Origin of the sequence: Pseudomonas sp. HY7a-MNA-CIBAN-0227, from assembly GCF_040310325.1 — a bacterium.
Taxonomy (GTDB): domain Bacteria; phylum Pseudomonadota; class Gammaproteobacteria; order Pseudomonadales; family Pseudomonadaceae; genus Aquipseudomonas.
The window spans coordinates 36,251-51,030 of sequence record NZ_JBEOPT010000011.1; the positions used below are offsets into that span (position 1 = coordinate 36,251).

At 59.4% G+C, this 14,780-nt stretch carries 11 protein-coding genes; 4 read left to right on the top strand and 7 right to left on the bottom strand.

The genetic code is table 11. The features are described from left to right. Nucleotides 1–33 precede the first annotated feature (33 nt). Both AAEZ06_RS18560 and AAEZ06_RS18565 read left to right on the top strand, forming a co-directional pair. Nucleotides 34–2,289, top strand: a complete 2,256-nt coding sequence (locus AAEZ06_RS18560) for an Orn/Lys/Arg family decarboxylase (protein ID WP_149414991.1) — start codon at nucleotides 34–36, stop codon at nucleotides 2,287–2,289. Between the two features lie 20 nt (nucleotides 2,290–2,309). Then, complete coding sequence (locus AAEZ06_RS18565) at nucleotides 2,310–2,879, top strand: GNAT family N-acetyltransferase (protein ID WP_149415002.1); 570 nt, start codon at nucleotides 2,310–2,312, stop codon at nucleotides 2,877–2,879. A 10-nt stretch (nucleotides 2,880–2,889) separates the two neighbouring features. On the opposite strand, the gene AAEZ06_RS18570 is transcribed toward AAEZ06_RS18565, so the two are convergent. Together AAEZ06_RS18570 and AAEZ06_RS18575 are read right to left on the bottom strand one after the other, a co-directional pair. After that, nucleotides 2,890–3,792, bottom strand: a complete 903-nt coding sequence (locus AAEZ06_RS18570) for a LysR substrate-binding domain-containing protein (RefSeq protein ID WP_350615535.1) — start codon at nucleotides 3,790–3,792, stop codon at nucleotides 2,890–2,892. Between the two features lie 206 nt (nucleotides 3,793–3,998). After that, a complete protein-coding gene (locus tag AAEZ06_RS18575) occupies nucleotides 3,999–4,235 on the bottom strand; it encodes a hypothetical protein (RefSeq protein ID WP_133103217.1) in 237 nt (78 codons plus the stop codon). 227 nt (nucleotides 4,236–4,462) lie between these two features. Between AAEZ06_RS18575 and AAEZ06_RS18580 the strand changes: the two genes are divergently transcribed. Next, complete coding sequence (locus AAEZ06_RS18580; RefSeq protein WP_149414989.1) at nucleotides 4,463–5,020, top strand: NADPH-dependent FMN reductase; 558 nt, start codon at nucleotides 4,463–4,465, stop codon at nucleotides 5,018–5,020. 46 nt (nucleotides 5,021–5,066) lie between these two features. On the opposite strand, the gene poxB is transcribed toward AAEZ06_RS18580, so the two are convergent. The 3 genes from poxB to AAEZ06_RS18595 form a co-directional block, all read right to left on the bottom strand. Then, nucleotides 5,067–6,791 carry a ubiquinone-dependent pyruvate dehydrogenase gene (poxB, locus tag AAEZ06_RS18585; protein ID WP_149414988.1) on the bottom strand — a complete coding sequence of 575 codons (1,725 nt, stop codon included), beginning with the start codon at nucleotides 6,789–6,791 and terminating at the stop codon, nucleotides 5,067–5,069. Nucleotides 6,792–6,978: 187 nt separating this feature from the next. Beyond that, nucleotides 6,979–7,473, bottom strand: coding sequence for a DUF934 domain-containing protein (locus tag AAEZ06_RS18590; RefSeq protein WP_133103220.1), 495 nt, complete (start codon nucleotides 7,471–7,473; stop codon nucleotides 6,979–6,981). Then, complete coding sequence (locus AAEZ06_RS18595; RefSeq protein WP_350615538.1) at nucleotides 7,457–9,115, bottom strand: nitrite/sulfite reductase; 1,659 nt, start codon at nucleotides 9,113–9,115, stop codon at nucleotides 7,457–7,459. Before AAEZ06_RS18595 ends, AAEZ06_RS18590 begins: the two co-directional genes overlap by 17 nt. A gap of 452 nt (nucleotides 9,116–9,567) precedes the next feature. Here AAEZ06_RS18595 and AAEZ06_RS18600 point away from each other — a divergent pair, with 452 nt between their 5' ends. Continuing rightward, nucleotides 9,568–10,647 (top strand): ABC transporter substrate-binding protein, encoded by a 1,080-nt coding sequence (locus AAEZ06_RS18600; protein WP_149415000.1) that lies wholly within the window; start codon nucleotides 9,568–9,570, stop codon nucleotides 10,645–10,647. Between the two features lie 6 nt (nucleotides 10,648–10,653). On the opposite strand, the gene AAEZ06_RS18605 is transcribed toward AAEZ06_RS18600, so the two are convergent. Both AAEZ06_RS18605 and metH read right to left on the bottom strand, forming a co-directional pair. Further along, complete coding sequence (locus AAEZ06_RS18605) at nucleotides 10,654–10,872, bottom strand: DUF2970 domain-containing protein (protein ID WP_149415001.1); 219 nt, start codon at nucleotides 10,870–10,872, stop codon at nucleotides 10,654–10,656. A gap of 49 nt (nucleotides 10,873–10,921) precedes the next feature. Beyond that, a complete protein-coding gene (gene metH / locus AAEZ06_RS18610; RefSeq protein ID WP_149414986.1) occupies nucleotides 10,922–14,632 on the bottom strand; it encodes a methionine synthase in 3,711 nt (1,236 codons plus the stop codon). Nucleotides 14,633–14,780: the final 148 nt, after the last annotated feature.

Here is a 14,780-nt window from a genome sequence, read left to right on the forward strand (position 1 = left end):
CTGAGTACATTGCTCTCAGGACGCCAAGCTCCCATGTACAAAGACCTGAAGTTCCCCATCCTTATCGTGCATCGCGACATCAAGGCCGACACCGTCGCCGGTGATCGGGTCCGGGGCATCGCCCGGGAGCTGGAACAGGAAGGCTTCAGTATCTTCTCAGCGATGGATTACGCCGAAGGCCGGCTGGTGGCCTCGACCCATCATGGCTTGGCCTGCATGCTGATCGCCGCCGAAGGCGCCGGGGAAAATACCCATCTGCTGCAAAACATGGTTGAGCTGATTCGCCTGGCGCGAGTGCGGGCGCCGCATCTGCCGATCTTCGCCCTGGGTGAGCAAGTGACCCTGGAAAATGCCCCCGCTGACGCCATGAGTGAACTCAACCAGTTGCGGGGCATTCTCTACCTGTTTGAAGACACGGTGCCGTTCCTGGCTCGACAGGTGGCCCGCGCCGCTCGCACCTACCTCGATGGCCTCTTGCCGCCGTTCTTCAAGGCTTTGGTGCAACACACGGCTGACTCCAATTATTCCTGGCACACCCCTGGCCACGGCGGTGGGGTGGCCTATCGCAAGAGCCCGGTGGGGCAGGCATTTCATCAGTTCTTCGGGGAGAACACCCTGCGCTCGGATTTATCAGTGTCGGTGCCGGAGCTGGGTTCGCTGCTGGATCACACCGGCCCCCTGGCGGAAGCCGAAGCGCGGGCGGCGCGCAACTTTGGTGCCGATCACACCTTCTTTGTGATCAATGGCACCTCGACCGCCAACAAGATCGTGTGGCATTCCATGGTCGCGCGCGATGACCTGGTACTGGTAGACCGCAACTGCCACAAGTCGGTGCTGCACTCGATCATCATGACCGGTGCCATCCCGATATACCTGTGCCCGGAACGCAATGAGCTGGGCATTATCGGGCCCATTCCCTTGAGTGAGTTCAGTCCTGAATCCATTCGCGCCAAGATCGACGCCAGCCCGCTCACCCGAGGTCGGGCGCCAAAGGTCAAGCTGGCCGTGGTCACCAACTCCACCTACGACGGCTTGTGTTACAACGCCGAGCTGATCAAGCAGCAATTGGGCAACAGTGTCGAGGTGCTGCACTTCGACGAAGCCTGGTACGCCTACGCGGCCTTCCATGAGTTCTTTGCCGGCCGCTACGGCATGGGCACTTTACGCACGGCTGATAGCCCTCTGGTGTTCACCACCCATTCCACTCACAAGCTGCTGGCAGCCTTCAGCCAGGCATCGATGATCCATGTGCAGGACGGCGGCGCCCGACAACTGGACCGCGACCGCTTCAACGAAGCGTTCATGATGCATATCTCCACGTCGCCGCAGTACAGCATCATCGCCTCCCTGGACGTCGCCTCGGCAATGATGGAAGGGCCAGCGGGGCGTTCTCTGCTACAGGAAATGTTTGACGAGGCCCTGAGCTTTCGCCGTGCGCTGGCCAACCTGCGTGAGCACATTGGCGCGCAAGACTGGTGGTTCTCCATCTGGCAGCCACCTTCGGTGGCGGGTATTGACCGTGTGGCGACTGCTGATTGGTTATTGCAACCGCAGGCCGACTGGCACGGTTTTGGTGATATCACCGAAGATTACGTGCTACTGGACCCGATCAAGGTCACTCTGGTAATGCCCGGGCTGACCGCGGGAGGCGCCCTTGGTGAGTGCGGAATTCCGGCCGCAGTCGTCAGTAAATTTCTATGGGAGCGTGGGTTGGTGGTGGAGAAAACCGGTCTTTATTCGTTTCTGGTGTTGTTCTCCATGGGCATCACCAAGGGTAAGTGGAGTACCCTGCTGACCGAATTGCTGGAGTTCAAACGCAATTACGACGCCAATGTCAGCCTTGCAAGCTGTTTGCCTTGCGTATTTCAAACAGGCTGCGCGCGTTATCAAGGCATGGGTTTGCGAGACCTGTGCGATCAGTTGCACAGCTGTTATCGCAGCAACGCAACGGCCAAACACCTCAAGCGGATGTACACGGTTTTGCCGGAGATTGCGATGAAACCGGCGGATGCCTACGATCAATTGGTCCGTGGTGAAGTCGAGGCCGTGTCCATCGATGCCTTGCCAGGGCGCGTTGCAGCGGTGATGCTGGTGCCTTATCCACCGGGCATTCCGTTGATTATGCCGGGGGAACGCTTTACCGAATCGACTCGTTCGATCATTGATTACCTGGCATTTGCCCGGACCTTCGATAGCAGCTTTCCCGGTTTTGTTGCCGATGTTCATGGATTGCAACACGAAGACGACGGCGGTGGTCGTTGTTACACCGTCGATTGCATCAAGTGTTAAGGATGGTTATGCAAGCTGTAATGAATCCGAAGTACCCGGGGCTCAGTGTTCGAGTCGCCGACGAGGGATTTGAACCCTACGTATGGGGCAACGATTTCAGTTTTGATGTCAGCGCCTATGGCGTACCGGAGATCGGCAAGCGTGTCGATCAATGGGCGCTTGAGCAGATCTTGCCGTACCGCAAGTGCTACGGCATCGACCCGCAAGAGTTCGCCAGCTACCGCGATGCAGCCGACAGCGCGGTGTTCATGGCCTACCTGGATGACCGCCCTGTGGGGCATGTAGTGGTCAGCACCAATTGGAACGGTTTTGCCCACGTTGATGAGCTGGCAGTGGTGCTGCCTGCGCGTCGCCATGGGGTGGCCAAGGCGTTGCTGGATGTGGCGCAGTTCTGGAGCCGCAAGAAAAGTCTGCAGGGAATGATGCTGGAAACCCAGAACAACAATCTTGGCGCGTGCCGTTTGTATGAGCGTTGCGGGTATGTGATGGGCGGGATTGATCACCTGCGGTATCGCGGGATTGATCCGCAGACCAGGGAAGTGGCAATTTTCTGGTATCGGTTGTTCAAGTCAGAGCTGGAAGCGGTTTGATCTCTTCGGGTTAAGTCACAGCGCCCGCCAGCAACCCCTCGGCCTTTTGCGTGACGATTTCCACCAAGGCATTCAGCGCCGGGGAAGCGACGCTGTCTTTTAGCGTCAATGCATACAGCGTCACCAGAATCGGTGGTGACAGCGGGCAGGCATCCAGCCCTGCTTCTCGCGCGCCGCTGGCGGTGAACGGATCGACAATCGCCAGACCTTCCCCGGCCTCCACCATGCTGCGCATCATCTGGTAAGTCTGCACCCGCGTCTGGATTACCGGCAGCGGCCGCAGTGCCTGTAGCTTGCTGTCCAGCAATCGACTCAGCGGATCTTGCCCCTCCAGGCCGACCATTGCTTGGCCGGCCAACTCCTGCAGCGCAATGTACTTCTGTCGCGGCTTGAGCCAGCCGTGGGGCGCCAGCAGTTGCAGTTTGCCCTGGGCCAGCACGGTGCTGTGAATCTGCGGGTGTTCAGGATCATGCAGGCTCAGGCCCAGGTCCGCTTCGTGCAGCAGCAGGCTTTTGACGATATCCCGGGTTGGCTGGCTCGACAGGTTGCACGGCGTGTCCTGGAACCGTCGACGCAGCAGGGCAATGCTTTGTGGTAGCAGTTGGTTGGCCAGTGGCGGTGTGCAGAGGGCGCGTAGCGTCGGGGAGTGATGGTGTTTCAGGCTGCTGGCCAGGCGCTGCAGAGGCTCCAGCGCCTCATGGATATGAGTGATGTGGGCCTGCAGTTCCAGGGTTTCACGGGTAGCTTGCAGCCGCCCGCGCACGCTGGCGAAGAGCATGAATCCCAATTGTTGCTCGGCATCCTTGAGCGCGGTGTCAACATCGGCCACGGGCAGTTGCAACCATTCGGCGGCCGTGCCGAGGTGTCCGGTCTGCAAGATGGCCTGAATCACTTCGATATGACGTAAACGCATGCCCGGAGTCTATGTTCAGCCGATTGGGGATTCAATGGGGGAAGTCGGAACGCGAGAAATAAGTACGTGATGCTCGGCGAACAGGCTTGAATAAGGGAGGCAAAAGTACTGGAGGGGGGAGTCGAGCCGTCCCGGCCCAGTCACCACGCCATCAATGGCCAGGACTGAGCAGGTTCGCCTCTGAGACGTTGTATTGAAACCAAGTCTTATGAAGCGTGGGTCGTTTGCGATTCGCGGACGATTATGGTGCCCGACTGGATCAATCGGAATTCATCGCCTTCCATTTTTTCTACACGGTCGCCAATGGCCAGCTTGTAGGTAGTGGTGGGCGCCGAGCCAGCCAGGCCGTCGAGCGGCGGGGTGGATTCCTGGAACTCATGCACGGAATAAACGCGACCTTCCGCGTCTCTGGCATGGAACTGTCCGACAAGTACTGCTGCCATCTGTTTAGAACCTCTGGAGATAAACACTCGATTTGCGGTTCTGTAGACCGTAGAGGAGCGGGGTAGTTTACCTATGGAAAAAAAATACTATTCGTTGACTTTTTCAGACGTTACTTACACGGGCGAGTGCAAGATGAACGTCAGGGGAATTGCCAGAACCTGCTGGTGGTCGGGCCGTGAAGGCTCTATAACTACAAGCTCCTTTAGTCAGACGTCGGGAAACCCCAATGAGCAAGGTCTACACGATTGCCGTACTGGTTGGCAGCTTGAGAAAAGAGTCGATCAACCGTAAGGTCGCCCTGGCATTGGTCGAGTTAGCACCTGCCAACCTCAAACTCAATATTGTCGAAATCGGCGAGTTGCCGCTCTATAACGAAGACATTGACGGCCCAATACCGCCCGCAGCCTACAGTACTTTCCGTCAACACGTGAGCTCATCCGACGCGGTGTTGTTCGTGACCCCCGAATACAACCGCTCTGTGCCCGCCGCGCTGAAGAATGCGATCGACGTCGGCTCCCGTCCTTACGGCCAAAGTGCCTGGAGTGGCAAGCCTGGTGCGGTGATCAGTGTGTCGCCTGGCGCTATCGGTGGTTTTGGCGCCAATCACCATTTGCGCCAGTCCCTGGTGTTCCTTGACGTGCCCTGCATGCAGCAGCCGGAAGCCTACCTGGGCGGCGCTGGCAATGCGTTTGATGAGTCGGGGAGAGTGTCGGAGAAGACCAAGCCGTTCCTGCAAGCGTTTATTGATGCCTACGCAAAGTGGGTGGAAAAGCAGAAGGGTTGAGGTTGTGGCGAGCGGGCAAGCCCGCTCGCCACAGGGTGGTGTTCGGTTACCGCAACCAGTTAGTCCGCGCGAGCTCAATCACCTCGTCCCCGCGTCCACTCATCACCGCCTTGAGCATATACAGGCTGAAGCCCTTGGCTTGCTCCAGCTTGATGCTCGGTGGCATGACCAGTTCCTGGGTCGCCGTCACCACATCCACCAGCACCGGGCCGTCATGAGCCAGGGCACGGCGTAGCGCCGGCTCCAGGTCTTCGGATTGCTCCACGCGAATCCCCAGGATACCCATGGCGTTGGACATGGCCGCAAAGTCCGGGTTTTTCAGCTCCGTGCCAGTGTCTAGGTAACCGGCGGCCTTCATCTCCATGGCGACGAAGCCCAATGAAGCGTTGTCGTAGACGATGACTTTCACCGGCAGGTTCAACTGCGCCAGGGAAATGAAATCGCCCATCAGCATGCTGAAACCACCGTCTCCCGACAACGATATAACCTGGCGCCCGGGAAACGCTGCCTGGGCACCGATGGCCTGGGGCATGGCGTTGGCCATCGAACCGTGGTTGAACGAGCCGATCAGCCGGCGTTTGCCATTCATCTTCAGATAACGCGCCGCCCACACGGTGGGTGAGCCGACATCGGCGGTGAAGATGGCATCGTCATCCGCCAGCTCGCTGAGCAGCCGGGTGACGTACTGCGGGTGGATCGGTCGGTTGGCCTTTGATGGCTGTGCCAGGTCGTCCAGGCCCTGCCGGGATTTTTCATAGTGTTTGAGGGACGCCTCAAGGAAGCTGCGGTCAGCCTTGCGGGTCAGGCGTGGTAGCAGCGCCTGGATGGTTTCGCTGACATCGGCGGCGATCCCAAGGTCCAGCGTGGCGCGACGACCAAGGGCCTGGGGGTTACGGTCGACCTGGATGATCTTCGCGTCGGTGGGGTAGAACTGGCGATAGGGAAAATCGGTGCCCAGCATGATCAGCGTGTCGCAGTTGAGCATCGCGTGATAGCCCGAGCTGAAGCCGATCAACCCGGTCATGCCGACATCGAAGGGGTTGTCCCATTCCACGTGCTCCTTGCCTCGCAGCGCGTGTACCACCGGGGCGCCAAGGGCGTCGGCCAGGGCCACCACTTCATCGTGGGCTCCCGCGCAACCGCTGCCGCACAGCAGGGTGACGGATTTACTGTGCTCAAGGATGTCGGTCAGGCGTTGCAGGTCCTGTACCGCCGGCAAGGTACGTGGCGCCAGCAACGCGGGCCAGGGCTTGAATGTGTCTTCGACTTCCAGCAGCGACACATCCCCAGGAATGACCACCACCGCCACGCCACGATTGAGGATTGCCGAGCGCATGGCGCGGTGCAGTACATGGGGCATCTGTTCGGGGTTGGTCACCAGTTCAATAAAGTGGCTGCACTCCTTGAACAGCTCCTGGGGATGGGTTTCCTGGAAGTAGTTCAGGCCGATCTCAGAGGACGGGATCTGCGCGGCAATGGCCAGCACCGGGACGTGGTTGCGGTGGCAATCGAACAGGCCATTGATCAAGTGCAGGTTGCCCGGCCCGCAACTGCCGGCACACACCGTCAGCTCGCCAGTGGCCGCGGCTTCTGCACCGGCGGCAAAGGCGGCAACTTCCTCGTGGCGCACATGCATCCACTCGATGCTGTCCATAGTGCGCAGCGCGTCGGTGAGGCCATTGAGGCTGTCGCCGGTCAGGCCCCAGATGCGTTTGATGCCTGCTTGTTCAAGAGTGGTCGCCAGTTGCTGGGCCAGGGTGATTTTCGCCATGAAGAACTCCAATCGTCAGTGAGCTGATCAATAGGGGACAACTCGATGGTTGCCAATGTTCACCTTGAGTGGCATGGCCTGGGCCATATGAAAGATGTTTCACCGGGTGACGATCGTTTCAACGCCCACAAAAAAGCCCTGAACTCCAGCTATCCGGGGTTCAGGGCTTAGTGTGGCGGGCTAAAGCTTAACGCCGGCGAAACAACGGCAAAGGCTCATCCGTCGCCGCCTGGTACGTCACCGAGAAGTCCTTGAGACTTTCCAGTGCTTCGTACGGGTCTTTGTCTGCACGCAATGCATAGGCATCAAACCCACAGCGGCGCAGGTAAAACAGCTGGTCGCGTAGTACATCGCCAATCGCCCGCAACTCACCCTTGTAACCATAACGGTCACGCAGCAAACGGGCGTTGGAGTAGTTGCGACCGTCGGTAAAGGCCGGGAAGTTCAGGGCGATGACCTGGAAGTGTTCCACGTCGTCACCGATCTCTTCGGCTTCTTCATCGGCGTCCAGCCATACACCCAGGCCGCCGTCGCGGGCCTTGAGGGCGTGAGCATGCTCGCGCCAGAGGGCCAGCGGCACAATCAGGTCGTCGCAGTTGGAAATGCCATCGAAGGTCGTGTCCTTGGGCAGCAAGTGCCAGGTTTCGTCGACCACTTCGTTGTTCTTAATGATTCGCTGCATAGACACGCTCCTTGAACAGGTCAATGCCGATGCGCTGGTAGGTGTCGATGAAACGCTCATCTTCGGTGCGCTGCTCGATATAGACGTCGATCAACTTGCCGATCACCTCGGGCATGGCTTCCTGGGCGAAGGACGGGCCCAGGATCTTGCCCAGGCTCGCATCGCGACTGGCGCTGCCGCCCAGGGACACTTGGTAGAATTCTGCGCCTTTTTTGTCCACCCCGAGGATGCCGATGTGGCCGACGTGGTGGTGACCACAGGCGTTCATGCAGCCGGAGATATTCAGGTCCAGCTCGCCGATGTCGAACAGGTAGTCCAGGTCGTCGAAACGGCGCTGGATCGATTCGGCAATCGGGATCGATTTGGCGTTGGCCAGGGAGCAGAAGTCACCGCCCGGGCAGCAGATGATGTCGGTCAGCAGGCCGATGTTCGGCGTGGCGAAACCTTGTTCGCGCAACTCGCCCCACAGGGTGAACAACTGGCTCTGTTCAACGTCTGCCAGGATGATGTTCTGTTCGTGGGAGGTGCGCAGTTGGCCGAAGCTGTAGCGCTCGGCCAGGTCGGCGACGCCGTCCAGTTGCTTGTCAGTGATGTCGCCCGGCGCTACGCCGGTTGGTTTCAGCGACAGGGTCACGGCGACATAGCCTGGCTTCTTGTGGGCCAGGGTATTGCGCACACGCCAGCGGGCAAAGCCTGGATGTTGCTGGTCGAGTTCGACCAGCTCTGCGTCCAGATTGCTCAGGGCCTTGTAGTCCGGATCGACGAAGTGCTTGGTGACGCGATGCACTTCGGCGTCGGTCAGGGTGGTCTGGCCGCCGCGCAGGTGTTCCATCTCGGCGTCGACTTTCTGCGCAAAGACTTCAGGCGTCAGGGCCTTGACCAGGATTTTGATCCGCGCCTTGTACTTGTTATCACGACGGCCATAACGGTTGTAGACCCGCAGGATGGCGTCGAGGTAGCTCAACAGGTCTTTCCACGGCAGGAACTCGTTGATGAAGGCGCCGACCACCGGGGTACGACCGAGGCCGCCACCCACCAGCACACGGAAGCCCAACTCACCGGAGGCGTTGTACACCGGCTCCAGGCCAATGTCGTGGACTTCAATCGCCGCGCGGTCCGAGGTCGAGCCATTGATAGCGATCTTGAACTTGCGCGGCAGGTAGGCGAATTCCGGGTGGAAGGTGGTCCACTGGCGAACGATTTCGCACCATGGGCGGGGGTCGATCACCTCATCGGCTGCAACGCCGGCGAACTGGTCGGTGGTGACGTTGCGCAGGCAGTTACCGCTGGTCTGGATCGCGTGCATTTGCACGGTGGCCAGTTCTTCCAGAATGTCCGGCACATCTTCCAGGGCCGGCCAGTTGAACTGCACGTTCTGGCGGGTACTGATGTGGGCGTAGCCCTTGTCGAAGTCGCGAGCAATTTTGGCCATCATTCGCGTCTGGCGCGAAGTGAGTTGGCCATAGGGCACGGCAACCCGCAGCATTGGCGCAAAGCGCTGAACATAAAGGCCATTTTGCAAGCGCAGAGGGCGAAACTCTTCTTCGCTCAGCTCGCCTGCCAGATAGCGTCGGGTCTGATCACGGAACTGCTTGACGCGGTCCTCGATGATGCGCTGATCGTATTCGTCGTATACGTACATATAGGTCCTGTTCTCGGCAAATCTGCGCGCACGGCCGCGCACTCCAACGGAGCCGGCGCACGATACCAGTTTGCGTTTATGCGCAAAAGTGATGTTTAAGCATATGCAAAGAACCAAATCGACTAATGAGATTGATTATCGGATTACCCACATTTGTCACGGGGGCAATCATGGACTTTACTGTGGGCGAGTCTTAATGCAATCACCCATAAAACCGACAAGAGGCGATGCGATGAGCAATCCGACTAAAGCCCGCAAAAGCGACAGTTCCGTGGACGCCTGGGCCATTCTCTTTCTGATTATTTTGGTGGTTTCAACGGCTGTGTTCTGGGTCAGCCATCAATAAAGGACGTTGCCTGAGCTTTGGGGGTTGTCCCGCCGTGGCGATTAGCCGAGATTGACCGGCTTATTGCCATTACACTGGGCGGCAACTATCCGGGGCTCAGGTAATGATGCTGAAGGTTCTCTGCAAGTGTTTGCTGGTGGCGAGTATGCCGTTCTGGGCGATGGCCCATGCAGCGTCGGTGGTTTTTCTCAACCCTGGCACCTCGACCGAAGCCTTCTGGGTCAACTATGCGCAATTCATGCAGGCCGCCGCCAGGGACCTCGGCCTGGATTTGCGCGTGCGTTATTCCGAGCGCGATCCGCAAAACACCCTCCAGCAGGCCCGCGAAGCTTTACAAGGCCCCCAGCGCCCAGACTACCTGGTGCTGGTCAACGAGCAGTACATCGCCCCGCAAATCCTACGCCTGTCCCAGGGCAGCGGGGTCAAGTTGCTGATCGTCAATAACGCCCTGACGCCTGACCAGGTGCAACTGTTGGACGCACGTAAATATCCCAACTGGATTGGTAGCCTCGTCGCCAACGACGAGGAGGGCGGTTACCTGATGCTCAAGGAACTGATGCGCATCCATGGCCCGGTCGCCGCCGGCCAAACCCTCGATTTGCTGGCCTTCTCCGGCGCCAAGAACACCCCCACCGCACAGCTGCGCGAACAAGGTTTGCAGCGAGCCCTGGGGGAGCATCCCGAAGTACGCCTGCGCCAATTGGTTTACGGCGAATGGAACCGCCTGCGCGCCTTTGAGCAGGCAACACTGTTGTTCAAGCGTTATCCGCAGACCGCGCTGGTGTGGTCGGCCAATGACGAGATGGCTCTGGGCGCCATGACCGCCCTGCAGAACAGCGGCCGCAGGCCGGGCAAGGATGTGCTGTTCAGTGCGGTCAACAGCTCACCCCAAGTGCTTGCAGCGCTTCTTGATGGACGGTTGAGCGCGTTGGTGGCTGGGCACTTCACCCTGGGCGGTTGGGCGATGGTACTGGTGCATGACGATGCCAGGGGTGTGGGCATCGGCCTGCATGGCGAGCGGGAACGCCAAGAGGCGTTGTTCCAGCTGATTGACCCCGCACAGGCCCGACGCCTTCAAGAGATCAATGCTCACCAGGATTATGACGTGGATTTTCGGGCGCTGTCAGCCGAAGGCAGGCCCGCGACCTACCGTTACCCTTTCAGCTTGCAACTGCTGATGCACTGATCGCTTTCACACCCCGGCCAAGTGCAACACCAGCTTGACGATGCCAAACAGCGTCAGGGCAAAGATGGCTGTGAACAGGATGCCAAGCACCACGAAATGACTGGGTTTGCCGTGGGTAAAATCGCGGGCGCGATTCTTCCCGCTTTGCACGCCGAAGGCGGCGGCTATCACGCTGTGAAGCATCTGCCAGAAGGTTGGCGGTTTGTGGTTGGCTGGATCGTCCATACATCCCCCGGTGAAGGTGTGTATGGACAGCATAGTCAATCCAGCGCCGTTAGTTGTCGTAACCCAGGTTCGGTGCCAGCCAGCGCTCGCTCACAGCCAGGTCCTGGCCTTTGCGGGCGGTGTAGCTGGCGATCTGGTCCTTGTCGACCTTGCCCACGGCAAAGTACTGCGCCTGCGGGTGGGCGAAGTACCAACCGCTGACCGCTGCCGCCGGGAACATCGCGTAGTGCTCGGTAAGGAACACGCCACTGCTCCCGGCCTGCATTTCGCGGGCTTGAGGGTCGAGCAGCTGGAACAAGGTACCTTTCTCGGTGTGATCCGGGCACGCAGGGTAGCCAGGGGCAGGGCGGATGCCGCTGTATTGCTCCTTGATCAGCGCATCGTTATCCAGTTGCTCGTCCTTGGCGTAGCCCCAGTAGTCCTTACGCACTTGCTGGTGCAGCCATTCGGCGCAGGCCTCGGCCAGGCGGTCGGCCAGGGCCTTGACCATGATCGAGTTGTAGTCGTCGCCAGCGTCCTGGTAGGCCTTGGCCACTTCTTCGGCGCCGATGCCGGCGGTGGTGATGAAGCCACCCACGTAGTCGGTGATACCGCTGTCTTTGGGCGCGACGAAGTCGGCGAGGGAGAAGTTCGGCTTGCCGTCAGTCTTGATGATCTGCTGGCGCAGGTGGTGCAGTTTTGCCAGAGGCTTGCCGTCATCACCGTAGACTTCCAGGTCATCGTCCTGCACCTGGTTGGCCGGCCAAAAGCCAAACACGGCGCGGGCGCTGATGAGTTTTTCGTCGATCAGCTTGGCGAGCATTTCCTGGGCGTCGGCGTACAACGAGGTGGCGGCTTCACCCACCACTTCGTCAGTGAGGATGCGCGGGAATTTGCCGGCCAGGTCCCAGGAGATAAAGAACGGCGTCCAGTCGATGTACTCGGCCAGCACTTTCAGGTCGATATTGTCCAGCACCTTGGGGCCAGTGAATGTGGGCTTGACGGGTGTGTAAGTGCTCCAGTCGAACTGCGGCTTCTTGGCGATGGCCGCCGGGTAGCTCAGGCGTTCAGTGCGGGCGCTGCGGTTGGCGGTGCGCTCACGCACTTCGATGTAGTCCAGGCGGGTTCTCTCGACGAAACCGGCCTTCAATTCCTTGGACAGCAACTGCGTCGCCACACCCACGGCGCGGGAGGCGTCGGTGACGTAGATCACCGCGTCATTACTGTACTTGGGCTCGATCTTCACCGCCGTGTGGGCCTTGGACGTGGTAGCGCCACCGATCATCAACGGCAGGTGGAAATCCTGGCGCTGCATCTCGCGGGCGACGTGCACCATCTCATCCAGGGACGGCGTGATCAGGCCGGACAAGCCGATGATGTCGCACTTCTGTTCCTTGGCCACTTGCAGAATTTTCTCGGCTGGGACCATCACGCCAAGGTCGACGATGTCATAGCCGTTGCAGCCGAGCACCACGCCGACAATGTTCTTGCCGATGTCATGCACGTCGCCTTTTACCGTCGCCATGAGGATCTTGCCCTTGGCTTCTGGCTTGTCGCCTTTTTCCAGCTCGATAAACGGGATCAAGTGGGCCACGGCCTGCTTCATTACTCGGGCGGACTTCACCACCTGGGGCAGGAACATTTTGCCGGCGCCAAACAAGTCGCCAACGATATTCATGCCAGACATCAGCGGGCCTTCGATCACTTCAATCGGCCGGGCGAACGACTGCCGGGATTCTTCGGTGTCTTCGACGATGTGTGAGGTGATGCCCTTGACCAGGGCGTGTTCCAGGCGCTTGTTGACTTCCCAGCTACGCCACTCTTCAGTCTCGGCTTCCTTGACGCTGCCGTCGCCCTTGTACTTGTCGGCAATGGCGAGGAGGGCGTCGGTGCCTTCCGGGGTGCGGTTGAGCACCACGTCTTCCACAGCGTCGCGCAGTTCGGCCGGGATCTGGTCGTAGATCTCCAACTGGCCGGCGTTGACGATGCCCATGCTCAGGCCGTTGCGGATCGCATACAGCAGGAACACCGAGTGAATCGCCTCACGCACCGGGTTGTTGCCACGAAATGAGAATGACACGTTGGACACGCCACCCGAGGTCAACGCATACGGCAGTTCGTCACGGATGTAGGCACACGCATTGATGAAATCGACGGCGTAGTTGTTGTGCTCTTCGATACCGGTGGCGACCGCGAAGATGTTCGGGTCAAAGATGATGTCTTCCGGCGGGAAGCCGACTTCATTGACCAGGATGTCGTAGGAACGTTTGCAGATTTCCTTCTTGCGCGCTTCGGTGTCGGCCTGGCCGGATTCGTCGAAGGCCATCACCACCACCGCAGCGCCGTAGCGCTTGCACAGTTTTGCGTGATAAATGAACTGCTCCACGCCTTCCTTCATGCTGATGGAGTTGACGATGCCCTTGCCCTGGATGCACTTGAGGCCCGCTTCGATCACTTCCCACTTGGAGGAGTCGATCATGATCGGTACCCGGGAGATGTCCGGCTCGCCGGCAATCAGATTGAGGAAGGTCACCATGGCCTTCTTCGAATCGAGCATCCCTTCGTCCATGTTGATGTCGATCACCTGGGCGCCGGCTTCCACCTGCTGCAGGGCGACTTCCAGGGCTTGGGTGTAGTTGTCTTCACGGATCAGCCTTGCGAAGCGCGCGGAACCGGTGATGTTGGTCCGCTCGCCAACGTTGACGAACAGCGAGCTGCGATCAATGGTGAACGGTTCCAGGCCCGACAGACGGCAGGCCTTGGGGATGTCGGGGATCTGGCGTGGCGCATAGCCGGCCACGGCCTTGGCGATGGCTTCGATATGGCCCGGCGTGGTACCGCAGCAGCCGCCGACGATATTGAGGAAGCCGCTTTGGGCGAATTCCTCGATGACCTTGGCGGTCTCTTCCGGCAGTTCGTCGTATTCACCGAATTCGTTGGGCAAGCCGGCGTTCGGGTGCGCGGAAACGTAGGTGCTGGCCTTGTTCGACAACTCTTCCAGGTACGGCCGCAGCTCGCTGGCACCGAGGGCGCAGTTCAGGCCGACGGAAATCGGCTTGGCGTGGCAGATGGAGTTCCAGAACGCTTCAGTGGTCTGGCCCGACAGAGTCCGGCCGGACGCATCGGTGATGGTCCCGGAAATCATGATCGGCAACTCGACACCCAGCTCTTCATAAACGCCTTGAACGGCAAAGATCGCGGCCTTGGCGTTGAGGGTGTCGAAGATGGTTTCGATGAGGATCATGTCCGCACCGCCTTCGATCAGGCCCTTGGTGGCCTCGGTGTAGTTTTCCACCAATTCATCGAAGGTCACGTTGCGGTAGCCGGGGTTGTTGACGTCCGGCGACAGCGAACAGGTACGGCTGGTTGGGCCGAGCACGCCGGCGACAAAGCGCGGCTTGTCCGGGGTCTCCAGGGTTTTCGCGTCGGCAACCTTGCGCGCCAGGCGGGCGCCTTCTACGTTCAATTCATAGGCCAGCCCTTGCATGCCGTAGTCGGCCTGGGACACTTGAGTGGCGTTGAATGTGTTGGTTTCGAGGATGTCGGCGCCGGCATCCAGGTAAGCCTTCTCGATCCCGCCGATCACGTCTGGGCGAGTGAGGATCAGCAGGTCGTTGTTGCCCTTGATGTCGCTTGGCCAATCGGCGAAGCGTTTGCCACGGTAGTCCTCTTCCTCCAGTTTGTAGCTCTGGATCATCGTGCCCATACCACCATCGAGGATCAGGATGCGTTCCTTGAGGGCTTGGTGAAGGGCTTGCAGACGAGCGCTACGATCGGACATGGGACTACTCTGGTCAGGCATTACGGAGGGCGTGGATCATAGCAAACCTGTGCGCTTTTAGAGCATGTTCAGCTTTTGCATGAATATCGCTCATGTTGGGCGAGGGTGCAGGTCGGTAGAATCACCGGGATTTTCACCGTATGCATTA